27 protein-coding genes and 1 riboswitch are annotated in these 25,738 nt (G+C 55.6%); of the genes, 16 read left to right on the forward strand and 11 right to left on the reverse strand.

Going from position 1 to position 25,738, the window contains the following annotated elements; genetic code table 11:
• Positions 1 to 14 precede the first annotated feature (14 nt).
• Both QMG93_RS04490 and QMG93_RS04495 read left to right on the forward strand, forming a co-directional pair.
• Positions 15 to 1,661 carry a thiamine pyrophosphate-binding protein gene (locus QMG93_RS04490; RefSeq protein ID WP_281933874.1) on the forward strand — a complete coding sequence of 549 codons (1,647 nt, stop codon included), beginning with the start codon at positions 15 to 17 and terminating at the stop codon, positions 1,659 to 1,661.
• 39 nt (positions 1,662 to 1,700) lie between these two features.
• Positions 1,701 to 2,111, forward strand: coding sequence for a carboxymuconolactone decarboxylase family protein (locus tag QMG93_RS04495; protein ID WP_036687966.1), 411 nt, complete (start codon positions 1,701 to 1,703; stop codon positions 2,109 to 2,111).
• 738 nt (positions 2,112 to 2,849) lie between these two features.
• Here QMG93_RS04495 and yedF read toward each other — a convergent pair.
• From yedF to QMG93_RS04510, 3 genes are all read right to left on the reverse strand, one after another.
• The gene (yedF, locus tag QMG93_RS04500) at positions 2,850 to 3,083 is read right to left on the reverse strand and encodes a sulfurtransferase-like selenium metabolism protein YedF (RefSeq protein WP_281933877.1); all 234 of its coding nucleotides are present in this window, start codon (positions 3,081 to 3,083) and stop codon (positions 2,850 to 2,852) included.
• On the reverse strand, positions 3,073 to 4,281 hold the full coding sequence (gene yedE / locus QMG93_RS04505; protein ID WP_281933879.1) for a selenium metabolism membrane protein YedE/FdhT: 1,209 nt from the start codon (positions 4,279 to 4,281) through the stop codon (positions 3,073 to 3,075). Before yedE ends, yedF begins: the two co-directional genes overlap by 11 nt.
• Before the next feature lie 306 nt (positions 4,282 to 4,587).
• Positions 4,588 to 4,815 carry a helix-turn-helix domain-containing protein gene (locus tag QMG93_RS04510; RefSeq protein WP_281933881.1) on the reverse strand — a complete coding sequence of 76 codons (228 nt, stop codon included), beginning with the start codon at positions 4,813 to 4,815 and terminating at the stop codon, positions 4,588 to 4,590.
• A 173-nt stretch (positions 4,816 to 4,988) separates the two neighbouring features.
• Here QMG93_RS04510 and QMG93_RS04515 point away from each other — a divergent pair, with 173 nt between their 5' ends.
• The 4 genes from QMG93_RS04515 (at position 4,989) to QMG93_RS04530 (ending at position 7,384) form a co-directional block, all read left to right on the forward strand.
• Positions 4,989 to 5,231 carry a hypothetical protein gene (locus QMG93_RS04515; protein ID WP_108532284.1) on the forward strand — a complete coding sequence of 81 codons (243 nt, stop codon included), beginning with the start codon at positions 4,989 to 4,991 and terminating at the stop codon, positions 5,229 to 5,231.
• Between the two features lie 83 nt (positions 5,232 to 5,314).
• Complete coding sequence (locus QMG93_RS04520) at positions 5,315 to 5,905, forward strand: MarR family winged helix-turn-helix transcriptional regulator (RefSeq protein ID WP_281933884.1); 591 nt, start codon at positions 5,315 to 5,317, stop codon at positions 5,903 to 5,905.
• Between the two features lie 108 nt (positions 5,906 to 6,013).
• Entirely contained in the window at positions 6,014 to 6,499 is a 486-nt protein-coding gene (locus tag QMG93_RS04525; RefSeq protein WP_413789267.1) for a hypothetical protein, read from the forward strand.
• An 18-nt stretch (positions 6,500 to 6,517) separates the two neighbouring features.
• Positions 6,518 to 7,384: an SDR family oxidoreductase gene (locus QMG93_RS04530; protein WP_281933886.1), complete on the forward strand. Its 867-nt coding sequence runs from the start codon at positions 6,518 to 6,520 to the stop codon at positions 7,382 to 7,384.
• A gap of 60 nt (positions 7,385 to 7,444) precedes the next feature.
• Here the strand turns inward: QMG93_RS04530 and QMG93_RS04535 are convergent, their stop codons facing one another.
• Complete coding sequence (locus QMG93_RS04535) at positions 7,445 to 7,579, reverse strand: hypothetical protein (protein ID WP_281933888.1); 135 nt, start codon at positions 7,577 to 7,579, stop codon at positions 7,445 to 7,447.
• A gap of 206 nt (positions 7,580 to 7,785) precedes the next feature.
• A riboswitch (purine riboswitch) is annotated at positions 7,786 to 7,885 on the forward strand.
• Between the two features lie 77 nt (positions 7,886 to 7,962).
• Between QMG93_RS04535 and QMG93_RS04540 the strand changes: the two genes are divergently transcribed.
• The 4 genes from QMG93_RS04540 (at position 7,963) to QMG93_RS04555 (ending at position 11,296) form a co-directional block, all read left to right on the forward strand.
• The gene (locus QMG93_RS04540) at positions 7,963 to 9,396 is read left to right on the forward strand and encodes an NAD(P)/FAD-dependent oxidoreductase (RefSeq protein ID WP_281933890.1); all 1,434 of its coding nucleotides are present in this window, start codon (positions 7,963 to 7,965) and stop codon (positions 9,394 to 9,396) included.
• A 171-nt stretch (positions 9,397 to 9,567) separates the two neighbouring features.
• The gene (locus QMG93_RS04545) at positions 9,568 to 10,191 is read left to right on the forward strand and encodes a uracil-DNA glycosylase (RefSeq protein ID WP_281933892.1); all 624 of its coding nucleotides are present in this window, start codon (positions 9,568 to 9,570) and stop codon (positions 10,189 to 10,191) included.
• A gap of 283 nt (positions 10,192 to 10,474) precedes the next feature.
• Positions 10,475 to 11,020, forward strand: coding sequence for a general stress protein (locus QMG93_RS04550; protein ID WP_216796043.1), 546 nt, complete (start codon positions 10,475 to 10,477; stop codon positions 11,018 to 11,020).
• Between the two features lie 75 nt (positions 11,021 to 11,095).
• Positions 11,096 to 11,296, forward strand: a complete 201-nt coding sequence (locus tag QMG93_RS04555; RefSeq protein WP_281933896.1) for a hypothetical protein — start codon at positions 11,096 to 11,098, stop codon at positions 11,294 to 11,296.
• 92 nt (positions 11,297 to 11,388) lie between these two features.
• Here QMG93_RS04555 and QMG93_RS04560 read toward each other — a convergent pair whose 3' ends face one another.
• On the reverse strand, positions 11,389 to 11,862 hold the full coding sequence (locus tag QMG93_RS04560) for a hypothetical protein (protein WP_281933898.1): 474 nt from the start codon (positions 11,860 to 11,862) through the stop codon (positions 11,389 to 11,391).
• 234 nt (positions 11,863 to 12,096) lie between these two features.
• Between QMG93_RS04560 and QMG93_RS04565 the strand changes: the two genes are divergently transcribed.
• Positions 12,097 to 13,359: a Glu/Leu/Phe/Val family dehydrogenase gene (locus tag QMG93_RS04565; protein WP_281933900.1), complete on the forward strand. Its 1,263-nt coding sequence runs from the start codon at positions 12,097 to 12,099 to the stop codon at positions 13,357 to 13,359.
• Positions 13,360 to 13,489: 130 nt separating this feature from the next.
• On the opposite strand, the gene QMG93_RS04570 is transcribed toward QMG93_RS04565, so the two are convergent.
• On the reverse strand, positions 13,490 to 14,785 hold the full coding sequence (locus QMG93_RS04570; RefSeq protein WP_281933902.1) for an MFS transporter: 1,296 nt from the start codon (positions 14,783 to 14,785) through the stop codon (positions 13,490 to 13,492).
• A gap of 136 nt (positions 14,786 to 14,921) precedes the next feature.
• Between QMG93_RS04570 and QMG93_RS04575 the strand changes: the two genes are divergently transcribed.
• The gene (locus QMG93_RS04575) at positions 14,922 to 16,361 is read left to right on the forward strand and encodes a PLP-dependent aminotransferase family protein (protein ID WP_281933904.1); all 1,440 of its coding nucleotides are present in this window, start codon (positions 14,922 to 14,924) and stop codon (positions 16,359 to 16,361) included.
• A gap of 365 nt (positions 16,362 to 16,726) precedes the next feature.
• On the opposite strand, the gene dapA is transcribed toward QMG93_RS04575, so the two are convergent.
• Positions 16,727 to 17,617: a 4-hydroxy-tetrahydrodipicolinate synthase gene (dapA, locus tag QMG93_RS04580; RefSeq protein ID WP_281933906.1), complete on the reverse strand. Its 891-nt coding sequence runs from the start codon at positions 17,615 to 17,617 to the stop codon at positions 16,727 to 16,729.
• 130 nt (positions 17,618 to 17,747) lie between these two features.
• Between dapA and QMG93_RS04585 the strand changes: the two genes are divergently transcribed.
• Positions 17,748 to 18,620, forward strand: a complete 873-nt coding sequence (locus QMG93_RS04585; protein WP_281933908.1) for a LysR family transcriptional regulator — start codon at positions 17,748 to 17,750, stop codon at positions 18,618 to 18,620.
• Between the two features lie 110 nt (positions 18,621 to 18,730).
• Here QMG93_RS04585 and QMG93_RS04590 read toward each other — a convergent pair whose 3' ends face one another.
• The 3 genes from QMG93_RS04590 to QMG93_RS04600 all read right to left on the reverse strand — a co-directional run bounded on the left by QMG93_RS04590 (position 18,731) and on the right by QMG93_RS04600 (position 21,053).
• Entirely contained in the window at positions 18,731 to 18,829 is a 99-nt protein-coding gene (locus QMG93_RS04590) for a hypothetical protein (protein ID WP_054974735.1), read from the reverse strand.
• A 707-nt stretch (positions 18,830 to 19,536) separates the two neighbouring features.
• Positions 19,537 to 20,037, reverse strand: coding sequence for a DinB family protein (locus QMG93_RS04595; protein WP_281933912.1), 501 nt, complete (start codon positions 20,035 to 20,037; stop codon positions 19,537 to 19,539).
• A 74-nt stretch (positions 20,038 to 20,111) separates the two neighbouring features.
• Entirely contained in the window at positions 20,112 to 21,053 is a 942-nt protein-coding gene (locus QMG93_RS04600) for a helix-turn-helix transcriptional regulator (RefSeq protein ID WP_281933913.1), read from the reverse strand.
• Between the two features lie 178 nt (positions 21,054 to 21,231).
• On the opposite strand from QMG93_RS04600, the gene QMG93_RS04605 reads away from it, so the two are divergent.
• A complete protein-coding gene (locus tag QMG93_RS04605; protein ID WP_281933915.1) occupies positions 21,232 to 21,600 on the forward strand; it encodes a GNAT family N-acetyltransferase in 369 nt (122 codons plus the stop codon).
• Between the two features lie 261 nt (positions 21,601 to 21,861).
• Here QMG93_RS04605 and QMG93_RS04610 read toward each other — a convergent pair whose 3' ends face one another.
• On the reverse strand, positions 21,862 to 22,998 hold the full coding sequence (locus QMG93_RS04610; protein ID WP_281933916.1) for a PdaC/SigV domain-containing protein: 1,137 nt from the start codon (positions 22,996 to 22,998) through the stop codon (positions 21,862 to 21,864).
• Positions 22,999 to 23,206: 208 nt separating this feature from the next.
• Between QMG93_RS04610 and rsgA the strand changes: the two genes are divergently transcribed.
• The gene (gene rsgA / locus QMG93_RS04615; RefSeq protein ID WP_281933917.1) at positions 23,207 to 24,286 is read left to right on the forward strand and encodes a ribosome small subunit-dependent GTPase A; all 1,080 of its coding nucleotides are present in this window, start codon (positions 23,207 to 23,209) and stop codon (positions 24,284 to 24,286) included.
• Positions 24,287 to 24,434: 148 nt separating this feature from the next.
• Positions 24,435 to 25,724, forward strand: coding sequence for an MFS transporter (locus QMG93_RS04620; protein WP_281934219.1), 1,290 nt, complete (start codon positions 24,435 to 24,437; stop codon positions 25,722 to 25,724).
• Positions 25,725 to 25,738: the final 14 nt, after the last annotated feature.

The raw sequence follows: 25,738 nt of genomic DNA on the forward strand, positions 1-25,738 counted from the left end.
AAAAGGGGATCACCATGAAAACTGTGGCTCAATTATTAGTGGAGCATTTGATTCGATGGGGCGTTACCCATGTATTCGGCATCCCAGGTAAGCCGGTGACGCCTCTGGTCATGGAGATGGACCGGCAGGGCATCGACTTCGTGCTGAGCAAGCATGAAGGCGGTGCAGGGTTCGCAGCGGCAGGCTACGCCTTCGAAGGTGGGCGGCTTGGCGCGGCGCTGGGCACGGCGGGTCCGGGCGGCGTCAACATGCTGACCGCCGCAGGACAAGCGAAGGCGACAGGTGTTCCCGTCCTGTTCTTGACCGGGCAGCCGCCGATCAAAGAGATCGGCAAGGTGCTCGGTCAGGACAGCACGCTGTTCGGCACCGACCTCGTCAAGATGTTCGAGCCGGTGACGAAATTCAGCGCGCGCATCGAGCGCGGTGAGCTGCTGGAGACGTACCTGCGCCATGCGATCGAACAAGCCTGCACCGGGGTGAAAGGCCCCGTCCATCTCTCCATCCCCTTGGACGTTCTGACAGAGGAAGTCCGACCTTTTCTAATTCCGCTGCCGACGCATTATCCGGCCGTTCTTTCCGCTAACCTTGATCAAGTGATCGAATGCCTTGATGCAGCAAGGCGTCCGGTGCTGTTCGTGGGCGGCGGCGTACACGCTTGCCGGGCTTACGAGGAGCTCCGGCAGCTGGCCGAACGATGGAGCATTCCCGTGATGACGATGCCGGGCGGCAAGGGCGCGTTCGTATCCGGGCATCCGCTGTCGCTCGGACCGTTCGGTCTTGGCGGCAACGAGACGTCCAAAGCCTATATGAGTAAAGGCGTCGACGTAATGATTGTCGTGGGCAGTCAGCTCAGCGACTTGGAGCTGCCCGGACTGACGCCGGACATGTACCCGCAGCGGATGATCCATTTTGACTACGAGCCGACGTTTATCGGCAAAGCGGTACCCGTACCGGTGCTCCCGGTGCTTGGGGACTTGAAGCGCAATCTTCAGGAGCTGCTACGCTTGACGGATGGCCGTCGGGTAGAGCTTACAAGCGCGTATGCCGAGGCTGCAGCCGCGTCGGAACCGGCCGCCGAAGCGGAGGAGCCGGCGGAGCGCCGCTGGCTGACCGGCCGGCAGACGATGCGCGTCTTACGGTCGGCGCTGCCGAAGGAGGCCGTGGTGTACGGCGATGCGGGCAGCCATTCCTTTTATGCGGTGAAGCACTTGGATATCGAAGTGCCGGGGACGTTCTACTTCGAAGAAGTTTACGCGACGATGGGCCGTGCTATCGGGTACGCCGTCGGCGCCCAGCTCGCGGAGCCGGACAAAACGATCGTGTGCCTGACCGGGGACGGATGCCTGTTCATGAACGGCACGGAAATATCGACGGCGGTGAATGCCGGCGCTCCGGTCATTTTCGTTGTGATGAACAACGGCAGTCTGGATATGGTGGAGAAAGGGATGGCCCGGCATCTGGGCCGCGCAATCGGGACGAATTACACGGTGCCGGTGCACGCCGCCAAATTCGGGGAAGCGATGGGAGCGGAAGCGTTCCGCTGCTCGACCGAAGCCGAGCTGTATGCTGCGGTGACGCAGGCGCTGGCGATGAGGCGTACGACCGTGATCGAAGTGATGGCCGACCCGCTGGAAATTCCGCCGACGATGGCGCGCGGGTAACCGGAGAGGGTCATGAATACATAAGCAGAGGTGAGTACGATGGGAAGCGAAGACCGGTTGACGAATGCCGAGCGGTATGAACGGGGCATGAAGACGTTAGTGGAGATGGTCGGAGAGGAAGGGGCGCAGACGATCGGGAATATCGGCGCTTTTTTCCCGGATATGGCGCATCAGATCGTATCCTTCGGATTCGGCGATTTGTATTCGCGCAAGACGCTGGACCTGAAGCAGCGGGAGATCATTACGATCACCTCGCTCATCACGCAGGGGGCGACGGAGCAGCTGCCGTTCCATGTACACGCGGCGCTGAATGTCGGCTTGACGCCGGAGGAAATTTTGGAGATCGTCCTGCACTGCGCAGGCTACGCCGGGTTCCCGAAAGCATGCGGGGCCTTGAATGTGGTCAGTGAAGTGTTCAAAGCACGGAACATTACGCCGGTTACGGCGTAGAAACAGACGGCAACGGTCCAAGCGCGCTTAGAGAAAGCGCAGCTTGGGCCTTTTTTTAAGATTTCGTTCTCCTCTTCCAGACGGTAGCAGATTTTTGTAATCCTGGATCAGGGATTTGGGATTAAATAATCTCTTGATAGCGAAACTTAATTGATAATAATAAAGGAGAGAAAAAAATTGATGCATAATATTGAATTTGATCATTTCAGACCAATTTATATTTCCTTTATTATTATTCTAACTGTTTTACTGATATATATTTTTAAGAAGAATAGATTTGAATTTATTGATGGATTTGTAATCACAAGTATTTCATTAACTAGCTTAATCGTGTCTATTTATATGACTTCCCTAGTCGGTACTCTTACTGATGAGTTATCAATGGGTGGGGATTCCGTTTCCTTTTATCTGTTCATAATAACTGCATCGATATCTGTAATTAATTTTGTTGCTTATTTTTATAAAAAACGCTCATGATCTACGATGCCTCACTCGGACGAGGATCCGGAACAACGGCTTAATAAAAATCCTCAGCAAACCATTGATCGTCTGCTTATTCGGTTATAATCTTAAGTGCGTTTTATATAGCTGGTGATTTAGCGGGTCAGGGGACTGAAATTGGGTGGAGGATCAGATTTTCATATAATAGTGTCGCGGCTAATTGCCGATAGAATAGCCGAAACCGCAATAAGAAAAAGGATTAGGCCGCGAATTTTTCGCGCCTAATCCTTTGGTTTTTTAAGCCTGAATATAAAAGTTTAAATCCTGCCCGTTTTTGACGGGTTCCTGCGAGAACGCATAGCCGTGCTTGACGACTTCTTCCGGGATGTTGCGGAAAGCCGCTGGACAGTCGACAATCACATGAAGCAGCTGCCCCTTCTTCATGTCCCGTAATGTTTCCAGCGTATAAATAACAGGGTATGGACAAGATTCCCCTCGAAGATCCAACGTGAAATCAACTTCAACCGACATTGTTATAGTCCCCTTTCTTGAATCCAACGCCGAAGCGGTAGTTTTTTTGCCAGTATACGGCTACGGCATATCCGATTCCCAGCAAGATCAAGGTCAACAGCAGCGCGCCGGCTGGCCCCATGGTCGTGAGCAGATTGATTTTGGCGCCGCTTTGCACGAGAGCGTTGTAGACACCGAGATGATCCCAAGCGTAGGCGAGGGCCGTGGCCCCGATAATGTTGCCGATAAATACGGGCAAGAACACGATTTGTCCTTCCATCAGCCGGTACATCATGCCTGTCTCGCAGCCGCCAGCCAGTACGATGCCGATGCCGAACAGCACGCCGCCGACAAATGTGCTTGGTGCGGCGATCTTGGTAATCGGGTCCAAGCCGTAAATCAGGATGATTAGCAGTGTCGCCACGGAACTAAAAGCCATACCGACCGTGATTGCTTTCGTCATGGTGGCCCGCCCGCTGATCCATAGATCGCGGAACGCAGATGTAAAGCAAATTTGCCCTCTTTCAATCAAAATGCCGAATGCGGCCCCGAATAGAGCAGCTACGCCCAACATCGTGCGGCCGGAGATAAAAAAGTAAACGATAAGACATGCATATAACAATGCAACGACGGTCCCGGCAATGGGTTGAATTTTTCTGGCCTTGGCAGCGCTTTGGGCTATATTGCCCTTTTGCAGGACAGGCTTGCCTTTCCACCATCTTGTATTGACGATTTTAACGCCCGCGTAAGTGCCGATTGCGGTAGCGATCATAAATATCCAAGCATGAAATGAAAACTGAGGCACGCCAGTGAAAAGGGCAGCCAGGTTGCAGCCAAGCGCCAAACGAGCGCCAACACCCGCGATGAATCCGCCAATCAGCCCTTGCAGCAAGCGGCGCTTTTGCTTCGGAACTCTTACCTTAAAATTATTGCTGAGCAAAATCATAATCAAGGCGCCAATGAACATGCCCCACACGATCCAGCCGTCTGTTCTGCTGAAGGTCGTTCCGTCCATGCGAATCAAGCCGTAATAGGCCCAATTGGAAACATCCACGCCGAAAAGCTGTAAAACGTGCCCTCCCAAACGAGTGAATTCGCCGGTTACGGCCCATACGGTTCCGGTAATTCCGAAGTAGAGTGCGCTCAGAATACCTGCGATTCCCATCGCGGCATAGGGGCTCCAGTAATTGTTGAGCAATTTGCCTAACATGTGTTTCATTTTTCATATCCCTTCAATCTGTCAAAATGCAATCCTGATCGGTTTAATGCAGCAACACACTTCTTATATATACGTGGAGTGAAAATGCTATCCTCCATTTTACTATAATCGGCGTCAGTTGTGGGTGATACGATTCATATAGAAAGAAACCGTGTGCGCTATAAGCTGCTAATTGATGTGTAGGATACGGGAAAATCAGATGTTGGAGGAGGGGGGGCTTTTTTTTGCATACCTAAAACACCGCCATGATAGGGTGTGCGGAGAAATAGATGGCTCTACAGCCGTATAGAAGGCTGCGCAGGTATGTTATTTATCGACCGCGTCTTCTTTCTCGTTTACCGAGACAATAAGTTGGTCTACGGTAATATCCAAGGCTTCGCAAATTTGCTCTAACGTGCGAATGTAGACTCTGTCTACGGAATCAGAACAAAGATGGTTGATGGTTGCGGGGCGCATATTCATTCTCAGTGAGAGCTGCCGCTGGCTAATTCCTCTTTCCTCCAACAGTTCCTTCAATCGGATTTTGATTTTCATATGGTATTCCTCCATTAAAGAGAAGTTACGTTTAACAGTTTAACTTACAATTACTATAGCATAAGAATAAAAAGATATCATTGAAACTTACGCTTAAAGGTAATATAATATTTACATACTCTTAACAGTAAGACTCATAAAGGTAACAAAAAACATTGGCGGGAGGGACAAGTATGGAAGATGCAGCCAAGCATAAGATCTTGTTAGGTGAAGAAGCCAAGCTTCTGTTGCAGATTCAGACGTGCCAAGAAGTTATTTTCACACTCAAAAGTATTGTTCGTCAGCGTGGAAAATCGTTGCATATGTTGACAATGGAAGATATCCTCACGCTCATTCACCAGATGGAGCTGGATTTCCGAGTCGAATTGCTCCATGTGAACCTTGAGCAAGCTAGGCAAGACAGTAAGTATCATTAGAATGCGCGGTATCCCCAAAATCAAGCGCAGTGATTAGGAAAAAATTTCTTGACACAAAATTAGTTAGGTGCCATACTATATTCATGGCTAACGATAACAAAGTTTGGAATCAGAATGACGCGGTTCCCTCGCTTGTCCAATCGAAGCGTCAGATTGAGCGTTATGGGTTGGATGTCGACGCACAGGCCATCCTTGTTGCTACCAGGCTATTGGCAGCAGGAACGAGGCTTGGGCATGCCTCGGAGGTCCATTTTGCAAGATTCGGTTTATCGACAGGGCGATACCGGGTGCTGGTCGAACTGGAGGATAACGAGGGAGAAGCGTTGCCGTCGCAATTGGCGGAAAATTTGGGTGTTACGCGCGCTACGATGACGGGGCTGCTCGACACTCTGGAGCGGGACGGACTCGTATCCCGCCGGACCAGCGCTCAAGACGGCCGCCAGAGATCGGTCGTTCTGACGGAGGAAGGAGCGAAGCGGCTTCAAGCTATGGCCCCGGAGCACTTCGCGAGGCTGGAAGCGATGGTTGGCCTTCTCAGTATCGAGGAGCGCGGCGTATTTCTTGACCTGCTTGGGCGGGTAACGCAGGGGATCTCGGCACTTACGGACGAGACGATCGAACCGGACAAACCGGCGGGCGAATCCAGGAAAAAGCAGCACAGAAGCAAAGGGTAAAACGGGCTAGGTTCACTAGCCCATTTTCACCCGCATATAGTTAGGTTCCTAATTATATGCGGCATAAATTAAGTGCGAACAACATGAGCAAAAGAAAGGAGCAAGTGCATGAACAGGATGGAATCCGCGGATAAGCGGGGAGGCGCTTCTTACATTGCGTCTGCCGGTTCTCGCGCAAAAAGCTTCGTGCTATGGCGAGAAGTGGCCATGGCCTATATCTCCCCCGCCGTCATGGCGGGAATCGGAGGATTGGTTACCGCCGACAAGGGGCTTCAAATTGCGGCACTGACCACCATTGGCGGAGCATCGGCCTTGATCGCCTGGATGCTGGGCCTCTGGCTGCGAAGTGCGGGAGGCAAAAATCGTTGGATTGCCGGTGCGAATCGCCTGATTGTCACGGGTACTTTTACCTTGGGGGGTATTGCCTTCGGTTTATTGGCCGCCTGGGCGACGGCATATTTGTTCGGGATCCTGCGGCCGTTTGATCCTGCGGCTTGGGTTGATCGGGTGTGGCTCGATTTCCCGATGTCCGGAGCGATAGCAAGCACGATCATGATCTGGCGCTGGCGCTCACCGCAGCCAGAAACTAATTAATCAAAGGAGAAGATAAAGATGATTGTTATTCTAGGAGCAACAGGTACGATTGGCAGTGCGCTTGTGAAACGTTTGGTTGATCTCGGTGTGCCCGCGCTGGCGCTGAGTAGAGAGCCGGAGAAGCTGCGGCATCAGCTTGGGGAGTGGGGCGGATCGACGATCGAGGTCGCAGCGGCCGACGCAGCCGATCCTGAGTCGATGCGGCGCGCTTTCGCAGGAGCCAGCCAGCTTTTCATGGCGATGTCCAATAGTCCGAGACAAGTGGAGCTGGAGACTTCGATCATTCGTATGGCCGCAGATGCCGGAATAGGGCATATCGTAAAAATATCCAGTCCCGCCTACGACCCGAGCGCCCCGGTAGCCGTCGCGGGATGGCACCACAAAATCGAGAAAGTCTTGTCCGATTCCGGGCTCATACATACCGTGCTCCGTCCCTATGCGTTCATGCAAAACCTGCAGCGTCTGGCTCCGACCGTCGTCCACCAAGGGGTTTTCTACGGCTGCATGGGCGAAGCGGCGTGCAATTTCATTGACTGCCGGGATATTGCGGATGTTGCCGCAGAGGCGCTGACCAACCGCGAGGCCGCCGGCCATGTGTACACGCTTACCGGGGCGGAGGTTTTCAATTATCCGCAAATTGCGGACAAGCTGTCTGCCCTGCTCGGCAAGCCGGTCCGGTACATCAATATGGACCCCGAAGCGCTGCGCCGCGATCTGATGGAGTTCGGCCATATGCCTCTCTGGCTCGCGAACCATGTGACGGAAATTCAGTCCATGTCGGTGGCGCTGCCGGAAGAGCCAACAGATACCGTGAAGCGTCTGCTCGGTAGAGAGCCGCGCACGCTGGATGCTTTTCTGCGCGAGCATGTGGAACTGTTCAGGTAACATTTACGGCCTGGTATGCTTCCATGAGAAGCCGCCCGGGCCGTTCTTTGCTTACCGGCTTCAAACTTTAAAACGCTGGATCGCTTGCTGAAGCTCTTGAGCCATCTCCAGCAAGTGCCCGGCCGACACCGCGATCTCCGCCATGGCATCGAGCTGCTTGCTGCTGGCTCCGGATAGACGCCTCGTCGTCCGCAAAAAGGTTCGTCAGCAGATTTAGGGGTGTATGGTTCTTGAACAATGGGTCTGCGACGGGGGATCGCTGATAATGTTCGTGATTTTCTTTTGTATTGGACGAGATGACAGGACTAACGTGTAATTTTTCTGTAAAACACGAACAAAATTAAGAGAATACCTTGACACCGATCTGAAATTCCGGTAACGTAATTTACGTAAACCGAATAAGCGTCACAGATGAGACTGTTCGTATATCTTCGGCATGACGGGCCGGGGGTCTCTACAAGGAACCGACAATTCCTGGCTACGAGCGGCGGGTTTTCCATACCCGTTCGAGGCCGGGATTTTTTGCGTCTCCGGACGGGTAGGCACGAGATTATTCGTTCGATGGAGGGAAAGCGAAAATGGGCAATCGCTTTGATGTGATTATTGTTGGAGCCGGACCGGCGGGGATTTTTGCCGCTTATGAGCTGACGTTGAAAGCGCCTCACAAACGCGTTTTGTTAATTGATAAAGGACACGATATCGATAGCCGGCGGTGTCCGATTCTGGAAGAGAAGATCCGGCTCTGTCCTCCTCCGGCGGGGAAAAAGGAGTACGCGGGCTGTCTGCCGGCCTGTTCGATTACGGGCGGGTTCGGCGGAGCGGGCGCTTACAGCGATGGGAAGTTTAACATTACGACGGAATTCGGCGGATGGCTGACCGATTATTTGCCGCCGTCGCAGGTGCTGGAGCTTATTCGTTACGTCGACGGCCTCAATCTGCGGCACGGCGCTCCCGATACGATCACCGATCCGATGACCGAGGTTGTGCGCTCGATCGAGCAGCGCGGCTACGCGGCCGGACTCAAGCTTCTGCGGGCGCAGGTCAGGCATCTGGGGACCGAGAAAAATTTGCAAATTCTGAAGTCGATCAACGACTATTTGAAGCGGCATGTCGAGATGCGGTTCAAGACGGAAGTGGCCGACGTGCTGACGGTGAAAGAAGCGGAAGGCTACCGGGTGCAAGGCGTCGTGCTGTCCAGCGGCGAGGAGCTGGAAGCGGACGCTGTGATCGTCGCGCCGGGGCGGGACGGTTCGGCGTGGCTGACGGAAATTCTCCGCAAGCGACGCATTCCGATGTTCAATAACCAAGTGGATGTCGGCGTTCGGGTGGAGACGTCCGATGTGGTCATGCGCGAAATTAACGAGCATTTGTACGAGGGCAAATTTATTTTCAACACATCGGTCGGGACGCGGGTGCGGACGTTCTGCAGCAATCCGTCAGGCCATGTCGTGGTCGAGAACCACAGCGGGGTGATGGCGGCGAACGGGCATGCTTTCAAGGACCCGGCGCTTGGCTCGCTTAATACGAACTTCGCGCTGCTCGTCTCCCACCGGTTTACCGAGCCGTTCGACAAGCCGAACGAGTACGCGCGGGAAATCTGCAAGCGGGCGAACGATTTGTCGGGCGGCGGCGTGATCGTTCAGAAGTACGGCGACATCATTCGCGGCCGGCGCTCGACGGTCGGGCGCATTCAGGAAGGATTTCTGGAGCCGACGCTGAAGGAGGCCGTTCCAGGGGATCTGGGTCTCGTGCTTCCGTACAATACGATGAAAAGTCTGATCGAAATGGTCGAAGCGCTCGATAAAGTGACGCCGGGCATCGCATCGGATCATACGCTGTTCTACGGCGTGGAGGCGAAGTTCTATTCGGCCCGGCCGAAGCTGAGCGAGCACCTTGAAACGGTGATCGGCGGCTTGTACTGCGGCGGCGACGGCGCAGGCGTGACCCGGGGGTTGGCCCAAGCGGGCGCAGCCGGCGTGTGGATAGCCCGGTCGATTGTGGAGCGGATGTAGGCAGAGATGACAAGGCGGAAGCCGAAGGAGCCGGGGGCTGCTTCGGCTTTTTCGCTAGCCGGGCTTCGTCTGAGGGAGCTGTGGAAGACTGTGCCTCGCCGCATGCATAAACGCAGAACTTCCGGAACATCCTGTAAACCGACAATCTTATCGGGAAGGAAGCCGAAATCCATGACCGACAACGATCCAATCGCTCTGCCGGAGGAAGCCACACCGCCGTATGCGGCCTCCTGCCAGCTATGCGAGCTGGCGAATCAGCGCGCTCGCGTTATATGGGGGGAAGGCAATCCGGAAGGCCGGGTCATCATGCTGCTGGATAATCCCGGGGCGCGGGAGGACCGGGAGGGCCGCGCTTTCGTCTGCGGTACCCGTGCCACGCTGCAGCTCGGTGCGGCGGAGGCGGGACTCGATATGAACGACGTTTACGTGACCTATGTGTTGAAATGCCGGCCGATTCGCAAATACGACAAAGAAGCCGCGAGGAATAGCTGCCGGGCACACTTGCTTTCGCAGTTGGAACTGAAGCGGCCGAAGCTTATGATCTGCTTGGGGAACGTGGCGGTACAGGCGTTTTTTCAAGATCCGGAAGCGGAGGTCAAGCGGCTCAGGGGGAGCTGGTACGATATCGGCGGGCTGCCGACGACCGTCAGCTATCATCCGCTCGCCGTCCGGCGCAGGCCGGGACTTATGCGTTTGTTCGTGGAGGACCTGAAACGGGTAGCTGTAAGGTCGGCTGAAGCCGTCACGGAAGCAAGTGCCCCGTCAGACGGACCGCGGTCGGAGAAGGGGAGCTGACGGATCGAAGAAGTCCGTCTCGCGGTTCGTCCGCGATGACCCGCAAGAGGGAAGCTGTGCTGGTTTGCGATGCGTGATCGGGTCAGGGTGCCTATCCGTAGAAACGGCTCCGGTGAAAAGCCGAATGATTAGCTTGTCCTTCCTCGGGGTAAGAAGCTGTGTAGCGGAAAGCTGCCAGAGGCGCCGATTCGGGCGGGCCCGCGTCGAAGCGCGGCAGGCCGTCCGGCTTCGAAACGCCGACGAACCGCTTGTCGGTTCGTTACCAACCGAGGAGGTCATGACCATGAACAACGAGAAAAAAATCGTAGGCGTGTTCCAGACCGAGCAGGAAGCGATTCGGGCTATCGAAGGCTTGAAAAGGCAAGGTTATCGGGCGGATGAGATATCCGTGATTGCGAAGGATAAGAAGGACGTATCCGCCGTGGCGGATCAGACCGGGTCCAAAGCGCCGGAGGGTGCCGCCGCAGGCGCGGCTACAGGCGGCATGCTGGGCGGGATCGCCGGGCTGTTGGCCGGGATTGGCGCGCTCGCAATCCCGGGCGTAGGGCCGATTATTGCGGCTGGCCCAATTGCGGCGACCTTAACCGGGGCGGCTGTCGGCGCGGGGGCCGGCGGGATCGTCGGCGGATTGATCGGCATGGGAATTCCTGAGGACGAAGCGAAGCGCTACAACGAATTTGTGAAGGAAGGGAGCATCCTTGTGCTTGTAGACTCCCGGGCTGACCTTGACAACGAGGTATACGATACGTTCCGTGCCAATAACTCGAGGAATGCGAGCACCTACGATGCCGATTACGGAGCGGAAGTCGGGTCCCGCAGACTGCGTTGATCCGCCGCGTTCTTGAGGAAGCTGGTGTTCGTGGAAGCCTTGTCCGGGTCGTATTCCCGGCCGGGGCTTCTTTTTTTGTCTATTATTTGGTATGTCTCTCATTACATGTCTCTAAGGGTCTGGCCCGAGACGGAAGCGGCGGTTGAAATGAAAAAACGCCAGTCCGACGGGGAATGGCGTCATTTTGCTGTGATGGACCTGGCCGGGGCTGCGGAGCCGGCCTTATCCGTTGCCGGCTGTTTGCCGGGTATCCATAAGCTGCGCCGGAAACGATAAGACAGATCGGCGAGCGGATATTGATGCACCCCCGGCGAGTTCGCAGAGCTTGAAACGTAAGCTGCTTGCTGTCCTTCGCAGGTGGGCGGGGCCTATTGCCGCGAGAAGCCTTCCTCTGCTAAATACTCTTCGGCTTCCCCGTACGTTTCGAAGGCCGCTTCGAGATTCAAACCGGCATAGACGCACCACAGCTCGTTCTCGTACAGCAGTATCAAAGTCTGCTTTTCCGGACCGATCCAGCGTTCTTCGATTTCCGCGTCGTCGGTGACGACTTGTTCCTTTACTGTCTTGGGCGCAAGGGAGCGGATCGAGGCTTCGACAATCGAGCGAAGCTCGTCTGCGGTGAAATCCCGGATGTTCACCATTCCCCGCTCATCGATGTCGTAACCGGACAGATGACCGGCATAGACGAAGCCGTTGCCGTTCGGATGCAAATGATAGACGACGGTCTTCTTGTCATAAGCGCTCTGCTCATAATGATAGTTTACCCGGCCCAAGGACACGTTTTTCCTCTCCAGCTCCGCAAACGATTCGATTACAGCGATCTTTTCCTCAAACGTCAGCATATTTTCCTCTTTCCATCAGATAAATTTTGAATAGATGTCAATTATATTATACATTATTTTTAGAGTAAAAATAACAAATAGTGAAAGGTTTTTTGAAGTTTTCTGACGCTTATTGTAATTTGCGGAATTTTGTCAAAAAAAACGGTTGAAAGTGGAAGTCGATACCTATAGAATAAAAAACAACTCATTATTTCAGTATTACGTTAAAGCATAGAAGGAGATGGAGATGAATCGATGACTGTAACTACACTGACTGCCGAAAATCTAAATCCGTTTAAAATCGCCCAAAGGCAAATCGAGCATGCGGCTTCTCTACTAAACTTGCCCAAAGAGGCCGTAGAAATTCTGAAGCACCCAAAACGGGTACTGTCCGTCACGTTCCCCGTGAAGATGGACAACGGCGAAGTTCGCGTATTTGAAGGTTACCGCTCCCAGCATAACGATGCGGTCGGTCCGACGAAGGGCGGCATCCGGTTCCATCCGGATGTAACGCTGGACGAGGTTAAGGCGCTGTCGATGTGGATGAGCTTCAAATGCGGCGTTGTCGGCCTCCCGTACGGCGGCGGCAAGGGCGGAGTCATCTGCGACCCGCGCGAGATGAGCAAGGGCGAGCTGGAGCGTGTCAGCCGGGGATTCATGGAAGCGATCGCCGATATCGTCGGACCGGAGAAAGACATTCCGGCGCCGGACGTGTACACGACTCCGCAAATTATGGGCTGGATGATGGATACGTTCAGCCGTTTGAAGGGTTTCAACAGCCCAGGCGTCATTACCGGCAAGCCGCTGATTATCGGGGGCTCGAAGGGAAGAAACGAAGCGACGGCCCGCGGCTGCGTCTTCACGATTCAAGAGGCGCTGAAGGATATGGGCAAGACGCCGGAAGGCGCTACGGTAGCGATTCAAGGCTTCGGCAATGCCGGCCGGATTGCGGCGAAGCTGCTGTCGGATCTGGGCTGCCGCGTTGTGGCCGTCAGCGACTCGCGCGGCGCGATTTATGACCCGCAAGGACTGGATTTGAACCGCGTGGAAGAGCTGAAGGATCAGGGAGACCTGTCGGCCTACGGCGCGTCGTTCGCTATTCAACCGGAGAAGCTGCTGGAGCTGGACGTCGATATTTTGGTGCCGGCTGCGCTTGAGAATGTCATTACATCGGCCAATGCCGCTCAGATCAAAGCGCGCATCGTGGCGGAAGCAGCCAACGGACCGACGACGCCGGAAGCGGACGAAATTTTGTTCGGCAATGGTGTAAAAGTGATTCCGGATATTTTGGCGAATGCCGGCGGCGTGACGGTTTCCTATTTCGAATGGGTTCAGAACCTGATGAACTATTACTGGAGCGAAGAAGAGGTAAACCTCAAGCTCAAGACGGCGATGACGGAAGCGTATCGCGCGGTTCAGGATCTGGCCACCCAATACAAAACCGATCTGCGTACGGCCGCTTACATGATCTCGATGGAGCGGATTTCCAAAGCGATGGAAGCCCGCGGCTGGGTGTAAGCGTACAGGCGGAATCGAATATGCAATAAAACAGTCGCCGTCAGCGGCCTTGTACCTCGCCTGGTACAGGAGCGCTGGCGGCGATTTGTATGAAGCCGGGGTTCGGTTTGGAACAGTAGCGGGCCTCCGTTCAGGCCTGTGCGACAGAAGGCCGACTGGCTTCGCGCTTGCTCCGGCTACGGAGATGCAGCCAGGCGTAGCCGGCGGCCACGAGTGCGGCAATCGTGATGTTCACCCCGATCAGCGACTGGTAGTTGCCGAAGCCGTCGAACAAAAATCCGGCGACCAACGCCCCGATAATGCCGCCCGCTTGGTGAAACAGCAGAAGAAAGCCGGTCTGCGTCGACGTTCCTTTGAGCGTCTCCCCGGCAAGCAGCAGTCCTCCCGGAATAGCGCCGATATAGGTTGCGCCGAACAAGACGGAGAACAGAACCGGAGACAAATCTAGATGAAACCAGAGCAGCGTGAACCCGAGGACCCGGAAGCCGTATAATACGGCCAGGGCGAGCGCCCGCGAAATACGGTCCAATAAATAGCCGAAAACGAACGAGCCGGCCACCTCCATGACCCCGAGGAGACTGAGCGCCGATGCAATCATTGTGCCGGGAACGTGCGCATGCTGATGAATGGCTACCATGTTCATTTCGACGGTGCCCATGTTGAACCCGCAGGTGAATAAAGCGAACATGACGACCGGGATAACCGGGGAGCCGAAGTAAGGCACGAATTTCTCCCTCAGCCTGCGCAGCGGTAGCCCGGACCGGGAGGGGGCGGCTGCTTGGCCCGTTTCTTCCGGCTGACCTGAAGCTTCTGCGGCCTGATCCGGCGCTCCGGAGTCCGCCCCTTTCCCGGAATTCCTCCCGTCGCGGATGAACAACAGCGTACTGGGGAGAACGAGTCCGATCCCGAGTGCGGCGGTGATAAGGAAGGCGTATTCCCACGTAAGCTGTCCTTCGTAGCTGATGAAGATCGGGCTGACGATAGCGAGGCCCAGCGGCGAAGCGCTGTTAATGATCGTCATGGCTTTCGCCCGGTGGCGCTCGAACCAATGGAGCACGAGCGTGAACACTGTGGTCGAACCGATCCCGACAAGACCGGTAATGATGCCGTAGCCGATAAAGAAGGCGACGGGATGATGTATGAAAAAGACCACGCTGGAGCCCGTCGCACCGAGCAGCGTGCTGAGCACCATCACCTTTTTGACACCGTATCGATCGACCAGCCACCCGCCGAGCGGCATACACAACGCAGCGATCAGCAGGTTCAGCGACCAGGACAGCGAAATGAAGCTGCGCCCCACGGCGAAATCCTCGGTAATGGCTGCTTGGTAGTATGCCATGACGAATCGGGATAACGCTGTAATACAGCCGAAAACCCAGAGGACCGCGAGAAGCCCCCAGGCGTACTTTTTCTCTCCAAACCACATGCGGAAGCCCTCCCTGACCTGACGATTTTGTTCTAATGAGAGCATAAAAGAGTCGGCGGAGATTGTATGCATCCAATTGGAGGGTACCATCGCCAGCCAATTTGGCGTATACTGGGGTAACCTGGAGGGGATGCGTGTGAACTGGAGGTTGGATACGGATAGCCGGGAACCGAGGTACCGGCAAATTGCCCGTTATTTCGAGCAGCAGATCGTTTCCGGTCAGCTGCTGCCGGGCTCGGCGCTGCCGACGGAACGGGAGCTTTCCATGCGGCTCGGCATTAACCGCAGCACCGTCACGGCGGCTTACTCCGATTTGCGCGCATCGGGCTTCGTGCAGTCCACGCAAGGGAGCGGTACGCGTGTAAGCGAAACGTTATGGGGCGATACACCGAAGCGCGGCTTGAATTGGCACTCATATGTCAGCGGAGGCTCGTTTGTGCCGACGCTGGCGATTGTCCGGCGGATCCGGGAGATCGCAGCAGCTCCCGATACGGTCGTTTTCTCCAGAGGAGAGCTGTCGGCCGACCTGCTGCCGTCGGAGCAGCTCAGCGCATTGCTTCGGGAGTTAACGCTGTCGATGCCGCTTGATTATGCCAATCCGAAAGGAGAAGCCGAGACGCGAGAGGCGATTTCCGCGCATCTGAAGGAGCAGTACCGGGTGAATGCCGCTCCGGACGAAATCTTGCTGACATCCGGTGCCCAACAGGCTTTGCATCTTGTGACGCACTGTCTGCTGAACCCGGGCGACGCGGTCGGACTGGAAGGACCGTCATACGCTTACTCCCGCTCGCTCTTCGTCTCGGCAGGCTTGCGTTTGTTTCAAATGCCAATGGACGAGCATGGTCTCATTCCTGAGGAAGTGGTTCAGTTGTATAACAAGCATAAAATCCGGATGATCTTCGTCAATCCGACCTATCAGAACCCGACCGGAACGACGCTCTCGCTTTCTCGCCGCCGGCGGCTGCTGGAGCTGTGCGAGGAGCGCCGCATCCCCATCGTCGAAGACGACCCCTACAGCTTGTTAGCGTTGGAAGGGGCTGAGCCGCCGCCTCTATCCCTTAAGGCGCTATCATCCGGCAGCGGCCATGTGCTGTATATGGGCACGCTGTCCAAGATGGCCGCGCCCGGATTTCGCGCTGGTTGGATCGTAGCTCCGGCAGGTGTCGTGAGCCGGCTGGCCGAAGCGAAGCAGGAAATGGATTACGGCTACAGTACGATCCTTCAAGAGGTGACGAAGCTGTACTTGACGTCAGGCGTATGGCAGGGTCACCTCGCGGACCTGCGTCAGGCGCTGACGCGCCGCCGCAACCGGATGCTGACCGCGCTGCAGGAGCATCTTGGGAATCGGGCCGAATGGCTCGTGCCACAGGGCGGCTATTACCTATGGTGCAAGCTGAACCGGAAAATCCCAGACGGCGAGCTGGTCCGGGAGATGGAGGCGCACCGCGTCGCGGTCATGCCCGGCAGCGTATACGGCGCGGGGGGCAGCTCGTTAAGGCTGTCGTACGCCCGGGAACCGGAGAACCGGATCGAGGAAGGCATCCGTCGTCTAGCCGCCGTTTTGCGCCGCCTATGATCCCGGGTTCCGGCTGTGAGAAACATTTGCTTGAAACTTATTCCCGGGTTCAATCGTCTAATAGATGACGGTCCTTTTGTCCAATGACACTGGAGCCGCACTTAGGCACCGTACGCCGGAAGCGGGTGAAGCTTGGCGCTTCTATCGTTGGCGAACCTAAATGATATTGGAGTTGAAGAAATGAAGTTTTTGAAAAACGTTATCCTCATCGTGCTCAGCTGTATCGTTAGCTACTGGCTCGTTGGCGGGGCGTTTGTCGATTTGTTTTCCCGTATGAAACATTAGGTTTGGGTCCGAAAAAGCCCTCCGCTGCAGCGGAGGGCTTTTTCGTGCGTCTGACGGTTATTATTGTTCAGACCGTCGCTTTACTTTACCAGCTCACCGGCTCGGCTCCAATACGCTTCAAGCTCCTGCCGGAGCGTCGCGCTGATGCTCGTCATCGGCAGGCGGAGGCCTTCCGAGGCGATAATCCCCCGATGAGCCAGAATCCACTTGACCGGAGCCGGATTCGATTCCTTGAAGAGAAGCCGGATGAGCGGAAGCAGTTCTTCGAATGTTTGTTTGGCTCCGATCGAGTCTCCTTCGGCGAACTGCCGGTGCATTTCTACTAAAGCTTCCGGCACCACGTTGGAGGCAGTGAGGATACCGCCCTTGGCCCCGCAGCAAAGCATCGCGTAAGCGAAGGAGTCGTCGCCGCACAGCACCGGTTTGCTGTTCAAGCGGGACAATTCCGTAAGCAGCTGAATGCCGCCGGAGCTATCCTTCAGACCGATTACACCGTCCAGCTCCAGAATGGCTCCGGCTGTCTGCGCCGTAAGCCCCACCCCGGTACGCGACGGGTTATCATAGGCGATGACGGGGATGCCGACTTCCGCCGCTTTGCGGAAATGGGCGGCGATGCCTTCCTGCGACGGTCGGTTATAGTAAGGGACAACGACAAGCACGGCATCCACACCTAGACGTACCGCAAGCTCCGTGCGCTTCACGGTCGAAGCGGTATCGTTCGTTCCGGTGCCGACGATTACCGGCAGCTTCCCGCCGACTGCGTTCTTGGCAGTCTTCACTAAAGCTTCGACTTCTTCCCATGCTACCGTCGGCGATTCTCCTGTCGTTCCATTGACGACCAGGCCATGGATGCCGCGGTCCGCAAGCCAGCGAACATGCCGCTCGAATGAAGTTAGATCTACGGCGCCGTTGCTGTCGAACGGGGTGACGATAGGGACGTAAACACCAGTTAGCTGCTCTTGGGTTAGCATTTTTTACATTCCTCCATGGATTTTGAATAATTTTTGTTTGGCTCTACTTTACCATGGTTTGAATCATCGGAGTTAGCTATAATAAGTGATAGTCATCATCAATAATATTGATAATAGGGGCGAACATCACATGGACCTGACATATTTCCAGACGTTTCGCGAGGTTGCGAAACGCCAAAGCTTTACCCGGGCCGCCGAGGAGCTTGGCTATGCACAGTCCAGCGTCACCATGCAAATTCAGAAGCTGGAGCGGGAATACGGCGTTTCCTTGTTTGAGCGTCACGGCAGGCTGCTTCGGCTCACGCCGCCCGGTGAAGTGCTGCTGAAGCTTGCTGTGCAGATGCTGGATTTGTATGCACAGTCCAAAGAAATCGTCGGAAATCAGGTCGGCGGGACGTTGACGATCGGCACGATCGATTCACTGGCGGCGTACTACCTTCCCCCTTATTTGCAGCAGCTGAGGGAACGGTTTCCCGAATTGAACATTCATATCCAAGCGGAACGCGAGTCGCTGATCGTCAGCAAAGTGAAGGAGGGGGAATTCGACATCGGCCTGCTGCTCGACGGCAAGCCGGTCGACCCGGCTCTTCGCTGCGAGACGATTCGGGAAGAGCCTCTGGTGCTGATTGCGCCGCCCGGCCATCCGCTCACGCAGTTATCCGGCGGTGTAAGCGTGGATCATCTGAACGGAATCGAGCTGATCATGTCGGAGGAAAGCTGCAATTACCGGGGCATGTTCGAGAACGTATTAAGAGCGCACAACATCTCGTTTCTCATCCGCTTTGAGCTGGGCAACCCGGAGGCGATCAAGCAGTGCGTGATGAACGGGCTCGGCGTCGCCCTTCTTCCGCAGATTGTCGTCGAAGAGGAGGTACGACGCGGACGCCTGAAGGTGCTGCCTTTTGTCCACCCCGATATCCGGTTCGATCTGCAACTGTTTGTCCACCCCAAAAAATGGATGTCACAGCCGCTGCTAGCGTTCATTCGTCTGCTGAAGCCATGAGGAATTTATGTAGCTGGCAGCCCAAAAAAGGGGGTTCGCAGCGAGCCCCCTTCCCGTATCCCGCGATTTAAGAAAAAGCCCAGGCTACCGCCCGGGCCTTGTGCCTCGAATTAGAACCAGACGGCACAAGATACGATTACCAACAAAATAAACAATACGAGGATTACGCCCGTAGAAGTAAAACCGCCAAACCCTTTTACGCAGCTCATACGTCCATCCTCCTTCCGTTTGACCTAGTATACCTTATGATGGTCAGGGGCCCTGTGATTGGGTGGGCGGGAAATTGTGTATTAGCGGAGATGCCAGAATATAGTTGAGGCGGTCGTAAGGGAGCGTTTTGCGATGGGCACTCGGATTTACAAATGCCGACTGATCTAGCAACTGAAATGAGCAAAACGTATCATAAAATTGGATGCTCTTTCCTAATGGACATGTGTTATAATGCAAAGCAGGATAACGGAGAACGGTGGAGGAAGTGACCACGGCGCAGCCCTTCTGCAAAGGAGGTGATTGCCTTGGTCACCCTTGTGGCGCTGCTGGATATAGTCAAATGGATTGCAACTATTCTCAGCTTATGGTTGAGCGGTAGGAAGCTATTCAAGTTGATCAAACGGAAGCTAAGCAAGCGAAAAAACCACCGTCAATAAGGTTGCAGCCCTGACCGGTGGTTTTTCGCTTAGATTGAAAACTATGCGCGCCGTGGGGAAAGCCACAGCTTCGTTTATCCAAAGAGCCGTTTAGTGTTGGCGCACTAGCGGCTCTTTTTAGTGTTCCCGAATTTCAACTGAGACAATCTGATTAAATATCAGTTGCTGATACTATCTATAATATCACGTATTCACTGCATGCGCCACATATTCATGTCTTGCTTCTTAGACTCAGGCTGGCTGTTTTTAGTCGGGTGAAACGCTCACTGTCAGACATGCGGCTGCATGCCGCTCTCCAGCCAATCTTCCCGCGTCGGGCCGTAAATGTCCGGAACTCTGAGCCCGGCTTGGCGCATCAGGACGGTCATTTGGCCTCGGTGATGAATCTGATGCTGGATTAAAATACGCAAGGTCAGGCCATTCGGCCACGTGTCCCCGTACATTTCCGTCGTTTCTGTCAGCTTGGCGTCCGTCCACTGGGTTTGAACGGCATTCAACGCCGCATGAGAGGCATTCCGGTAAGCTCCGGCGATAACGGCCGCCGAATCCGGCGCATGCTGGTCGTCTCCGGCCGATGCGAATTCCAGGCCGGTCCGAGACAGCATCTCATGCACGGTCGTCGTCAGATGCCAGGCAAGCTGTCCGAGCGTCCGATGGTCCGGAGTAACCGCCTGATCCAGGGCTTCGTCGGTTAAGGCATCCATGACTCTCTGTGTAGCGGCAGCTTCTTGCTGCCATTCGGCTATAAAATCGGCTGTTTTGACAAACATCTCGAATTCCTCCCTGTGCTCGCAATTTTTAGCGTACTTCTTTACAATAGCATAGATTCCCTGACAACTGTATGTCAGGGTTGCTCGTAGAGCCGCGCGATGGCTAGTGCCTCCTCACGCACCCGCTGGGCGACGGCTTCCGGCTCCAGTACCTTCACATGGGGACCGTACGACAGCAGATGGGCGTACGTCCAGGGCGCATCCGGATGGGAAGCGCGAACGATAAGCGTCCCGTCCGGGCCGTACTCGATTTGCTCGGGCTTGTAATAATCCTCTACCGGGACCCGAACCTTCGGATTGAATTGCAGCACGAGATTCACGGAATGGGGCGAGTCGCGCCGCGTCCAGCGACTATCCAGTTCTTCCGCCGGCATCTGGCGGCGTTCGAACGTCTCCGTTCTGGCCTGCAAATTCCGCATCCGGGACAGCCGGAATATCCGAAAATCTTCCCGCAGCCGGCAATAGCCGTACATGTACCATACGTAGCCTTTAAGTACCACGCTCATCGGTTCGCACAGACGCTCCGCCTGCTCCCCTTTCCCGTTCGTGTACTCAAAGGCGGCAAGCCGGTTTTCCCGGATCGCTTGCCTTAACGTTTCCAGCTTTTCTTTGTCGGCGGTGCCGTTCCTCCAGGGATTCATATCGATAATGATCTGCTTGGATGCGTCCGTCACGCTTCCCTGCTCGGATTTCACCAGAAGCGCGCCGACTTTGTCCAGCAAACTGCCGAAATGCCGGTCATCCAAGGTGGTTTGCATCCCTCGCAGCGCGACGATGAGCGACTGGAGCTCGTCGAAGGACAAGAGCTGACGGTCCAGCCGGTAGCGGTCGGTAATCTCGTAGCCGCCGGTCTGACCGGCGTAAGAAACGATCGGAATCCCCGCTTGATTGATCGCTTCGATATCCCGGTACACCGTCCGCAGCGATACTTCGAAACGTTCGGACAATTCCTTGGCGCTTACCCGTTTGCGATTAAGCAGCAGCATGGTGATGGCCAGCAGCCGGTCGAGTTTCATACAATGCAGCCGTCCTTTGTTCCCGATTTGTGTCGGTTGGTGTTCATGCCTAATTCTCCGCAGGGGCAGCCGAATCCTTTTTATAGAGGCGGTAAGTTGCTTTTTAACGATTGTTTCCGTGGAAATCTGTCTTATCCGAAAGGTAATCTGATAGAGAGAAGACAAATCGACGCAGGAGATGGTTGAAATCAGACATTCATTTACGATGGAGACGGACGCGCTGATCATCCGGGAGTTTGCGCTAGAGGATTTGGTCGAGCTTGGCGGACTAACCCGGCAAACGGAGATAACGGATATGCTGCCGGACTGGCGAATGAGCGACGATCAGCTAAGTCAATTTCTTTCTTCCGAAGCAGTGAGAGTCGTTGCTGCGCACGTGTTCGAATGCACGTCGCTCGGGGAGATCGTCGCGATCGTTAAGCCGGTTAACGCCCCTTCCAGGAGGGTGGTTGAAAAAGCGGGCTTCGAGCATCGGCGAAGGGTTACGTTGTCGGATCAATGCGAGTACGATTATTTCATTTTAAGCAAAGCCAAAGAGCGCTGTTAAGCGCTCTGAGCTTGTTGAGAAAGTGGCCAATTGAAATAATAGAGGTTACGATGGGGTGGGGTATCTACTTCCGGTCGCTGTTGTCTGCAGGAAATCTTATTGGAAGCCGCTAAGCAGCAGGTATTTCCCGCAGACAAAGGCGATCGCTATCGCTCCTCCAGTAGATACCCCACCTCCGTATATATCTCTATTTTTATAAAACCCACTTTCTCAACACTCTGAGAGCGCCGTTAAGCGCTCTTTCTTGGTCTACAGGCGGAACTAACGAATCGTGATCGTCCCGGCTTCGGACTTCACGTCCGCTTTCAGGATGTCCGAGAAAAAGGCCAGCGGCACGTACATTTTGCCTTCGCTGTTGATCGCCGGGGCGGTGCCCAGGGAGACCGGAGCCATTTTGTTGATGACGTACTCATCCTTGCCCGTCCGCACGATCGTCCACTGGGCTCCCTTATGCAGTTCCACGGCTTGCTGCTCGGCGTTCCATTTCAGCTCGTAGCCGAGGGCTTCGGCGACGCTCCGCAAAGACACGGTCACGGTGCCTTTGGCGTCCGTGTAGACGGCGGCATCGACGGTGGATAGCTCGGCGCCATTCACGACAAGCTTCTGCGGCAGGCCGCCCGCTTCGGTGCCCGGTGTCTGCGCTTGCTTTGGCAGCGGGATGGTGAATTCCGGCATGCCTGCGGCGTAAGGCGCGATCTCGTACGGCCCGAAGACGATGACGGCGTTGCCTCGATGAATATAGAACGACTGTGTATCGGCGATGCCTTCGAAGCCGTCTTTGAAATAATCGTCGGGATGCTTGGCGATCTCATCCTTGATGTGCTTGTCGATCGTCTGCTTGTAGTCCGCGCCGAACAGGTCCTTCAGCTCGATCCGCTTCGCGGCGTCTTGATTCAGCACGTTGTATGTATCGGTGCGCGGCAAACCGTGAGCTCCTCCTGTATACGCGTAGGTCGTCACTGCGATGGAGAACATGTCCGCATCGGCTGCGCCGCCTCCGGCCTTCACTTCGTACTTGACGGTAACCTCGTACGGTCTGAATTCGAAGCCCGATGTTTTAGCCTCGGCCGCGTCATTTTCCGCTTGCTTCTTCAGCAGCTCCAAGTCTTTCATCGCATCACGCTCCAGAATATCGTTCAGCTCGTCTTGGTACTTTTTATCTTTGAGCCCTTCGATGACCGGGATGCTCAGATCCGCGGAGTACAGATCGGTCTTCTCTTGTACGGCCTTGGCCGATACTTTGACGGCACCTTGCTGAACGGGAGCGGAGATCGGCACGGTTTGAACGGGAGCGCTCGCGGAGGAAGGCTCGGCACTTACCCGGGAACCAGGGATGCCTGCGGTCAATAGGCAAGCTCCTGCGATGCTGAGAGTCAATAGTTTGAACGGTGTTTTCATAAAAGTCCCTCCTAGGTTGTCATGATTTGATGCTCTGATTATAGGACGAATGACTGGCAAGAAAGTTACAATCTGGTTACAAACTCCCGTGACGGCTAGTTCGGTAAAAGATGATTAGAAGTCTTTTTTTACTTTGATGCGGTCGGTCCGGTTCATTACAATAAATGGTACAACAGTTTTATCGGCTTGAAGAATGGGAGGAAAACAATTGACCGTATACCATCTGTGCGATTGGGGTTGGGACGACCGGCGGGAGGAGGCGTTCGCCCCTTACCGTGAGGCCGGACACGAGCCCGGGCGCATTATTTTGGAGCATAAGCACGTTTACCGCGCGGTGACGGCTGGCGGAGAGCTGCTGGCCGAAGTGTCGGGGCGGCTCCGGCATCAAGCGGCCGGCCGGGCCGATTATCCCGCCGTCGGCGATTGGGTGGCGCTGCAGGCACGGGCGGAGGACGGACGCGCGATCGTGCACGCGGTGCTCCCGAGGGAGAGCAAGTTTTCGCGCAAAGCAGCGGGGTCGGCCGTCGAGGAGCAGATCGTCGCGGCCAATGTCGACACGGTGTTTTTGGTGCATGCGCTGAATGCGGATTTTAACGTGCGGCGGCTGGAACGCTACTTGACCTTATCTTATGAGAGCGGCGCGGCGCCCGTCGTGCTGCTCAGCAAGGCGGATCTGTGCGAGGACGTACCGGGCAAAATAGCCGTTGTAGAAGCTGTGGCGCCGGGCGTGCCGGTGCATGCGATCAGTTCTGCACGCGGCGAAGGCTTGGATGCGCTGGCCGCCTATTTGAAGCCGGGGCGGACGGTGGCGCTCCTCGGGTCCTCGGGAGCCGGGAAATCCACGTTGGCCAATCTGCTTTATGGCGAGGCCATCCTGGATACCGGGGAGATCCGCGAGGGAGACGGTCGCGGTCGGCATACGACGACCCACCGCGAGCTTGTGCTGCTGCCTGGGGGCGCGCTGCTGATCGATACGCCCGGGATGCGGGAATTGCAGCTGTGGGAGGCGGAATCCGGCTTGGACGCCGCCTTCCGCGACGTGGAGCAGCTTGCCGTAGGCTGCCGGTTCAGCAACTGTACGCACCAGGAGGAGCCCGGCTGCGCCGTCAAGGAGGCGCTGGAGAACGGCACGCTCGACCGGGGACGGTACCATAACTACGTGAAGCTGCAGAAGGAGCTGGCGTTCCAAGCTCGCAAGGAAGACAAGGGTTTGCAGCGGGCGGAGAAAGACCGGTGGAAGAAGCTCAACCAATCGATGAAAAAGCATCCGAAGCGTCCGTTGGATTAAATATGCCGTTCAAGGCCATACAAGGCCCATTCCCTTCGATAACCGGAGAGAATGGGCTTTGCGCTTGATTTTGCCGGACGACGCTTTCATTTTCGACCGGTTCGGTATACAATCCAGAGACAGCTTCAAAATTAAGGGAGAACCGTATATGTGGACGAACCGGAACGTGTGGATTGTCCTGGCAGGGGAATTTATCGCCGGGCTTGGTCTGTGGATGTCGATAATTGCCAACTTGGAGTTTATGCAGCAGAAGGTGCCTTCGGATTTCATGAAGTCGCTTATTTTATTCGCCGGGCTGCTCGCCGGGGTGCTGTTCGGTCCGCTGGCCGGACGAGTCATCGACACGACTTCGAAGAAAAAGGTACTGTTGATCTCGGGCGCCGGACGCTTGGTCAGCGTCAGCTTTATGTTTGTTGCACTGTATTTTGATTCCATCTGGTGGATGGTGCTGTTCGCCGTGACGCTGCAAATATCGGCCGCGTTCTATTTCCCGGCGCTGCAGTCCGTCATTCCGTTGATCGTGAAGGAGCAGGAACTGCTTGCCTTAAACGGCGTACATATGAACGCGGGTACGATTGCCCGTATTCTGGGGACGACCTTGGCCGGGCTGATGCTGACCGTGATGAGCCTGAAAGGCTTGTATGTCGCCTCCTTCGTGGCTTATGTGGCGCTGCTTGCGTCTACCGCCTTCCTGAACGTGCCTGAGCCCGGCCTGCGGCAGGCGAAAGAGGCTGACGAAGGGGCGGCGGCTGTGTTTCACGGAGAGCCGGAGCAGGCCGAAAAGGGCCGGCGCGGCGGCGATCCGGCAGGGCAGGCGCCGCCGGCCGAGCAAAGCGGCTTCAAGGCGCTTCTGCCGCTGCTGCGTTCGGAGCCGACCGTGCTAACGGTGCTCTGGCTGACGCTGGTGCCGACGCTGTTCATCGGCGGCTTCAATCTGATGGTCATCAACATCAGCGAGCTGCAGCACGATGCGCAGGTGAAAGGGCTGCTCTATGCCGTGGAAGGGATCAGCTTCATTCTGGCCGGCTTTCTGGTCAAGTGGATGGCCGACCGCGGCGGCTTGATGAACCGCCTGTTCCTGTTTGCGGCGATTGTGGCGGCGGCGCAGTGCCTGCTGTTTTTTGCCGATTCGAAGCTTTGCGCATTGCTTTCGTTCGGGCTGTTCGGCTTGGCGGCGGGCGGATTTTTCCCGGCGTCAGCGACCTTGTTCCAGAAGCAAATTCCGAAAGCGTATCACGGCCGCTTTTTCTCGTTCCGCAGTATGCTCGACCGCGTCGTGTTCCAGGTCGTTCTGCTGAGCACGGGGCTGCTGCTGGATTTGATCGGGCTGCAGCTCATGGTGCTGCTGTACGGGGTGCTGTCGTTTTTGCTCGTTGTCGTCTTTGCCGTACGTGAAGCCAGATCGGTGAAGAAGGATCGGGCGGAAGCTTCATTTTGATGGAGAAGCCGTTA

The sequence above is a fragment of the Paenibacillus tyrphae genome (assembly GCF_027925525.1).
Classification (GTDB): domain Bacteria; phylum Bacillota; class Bacilli; order Paenibacillales; family NBRC-103111; genus Paenibacillus_G; species Paenibacillus_G tyrfis_B.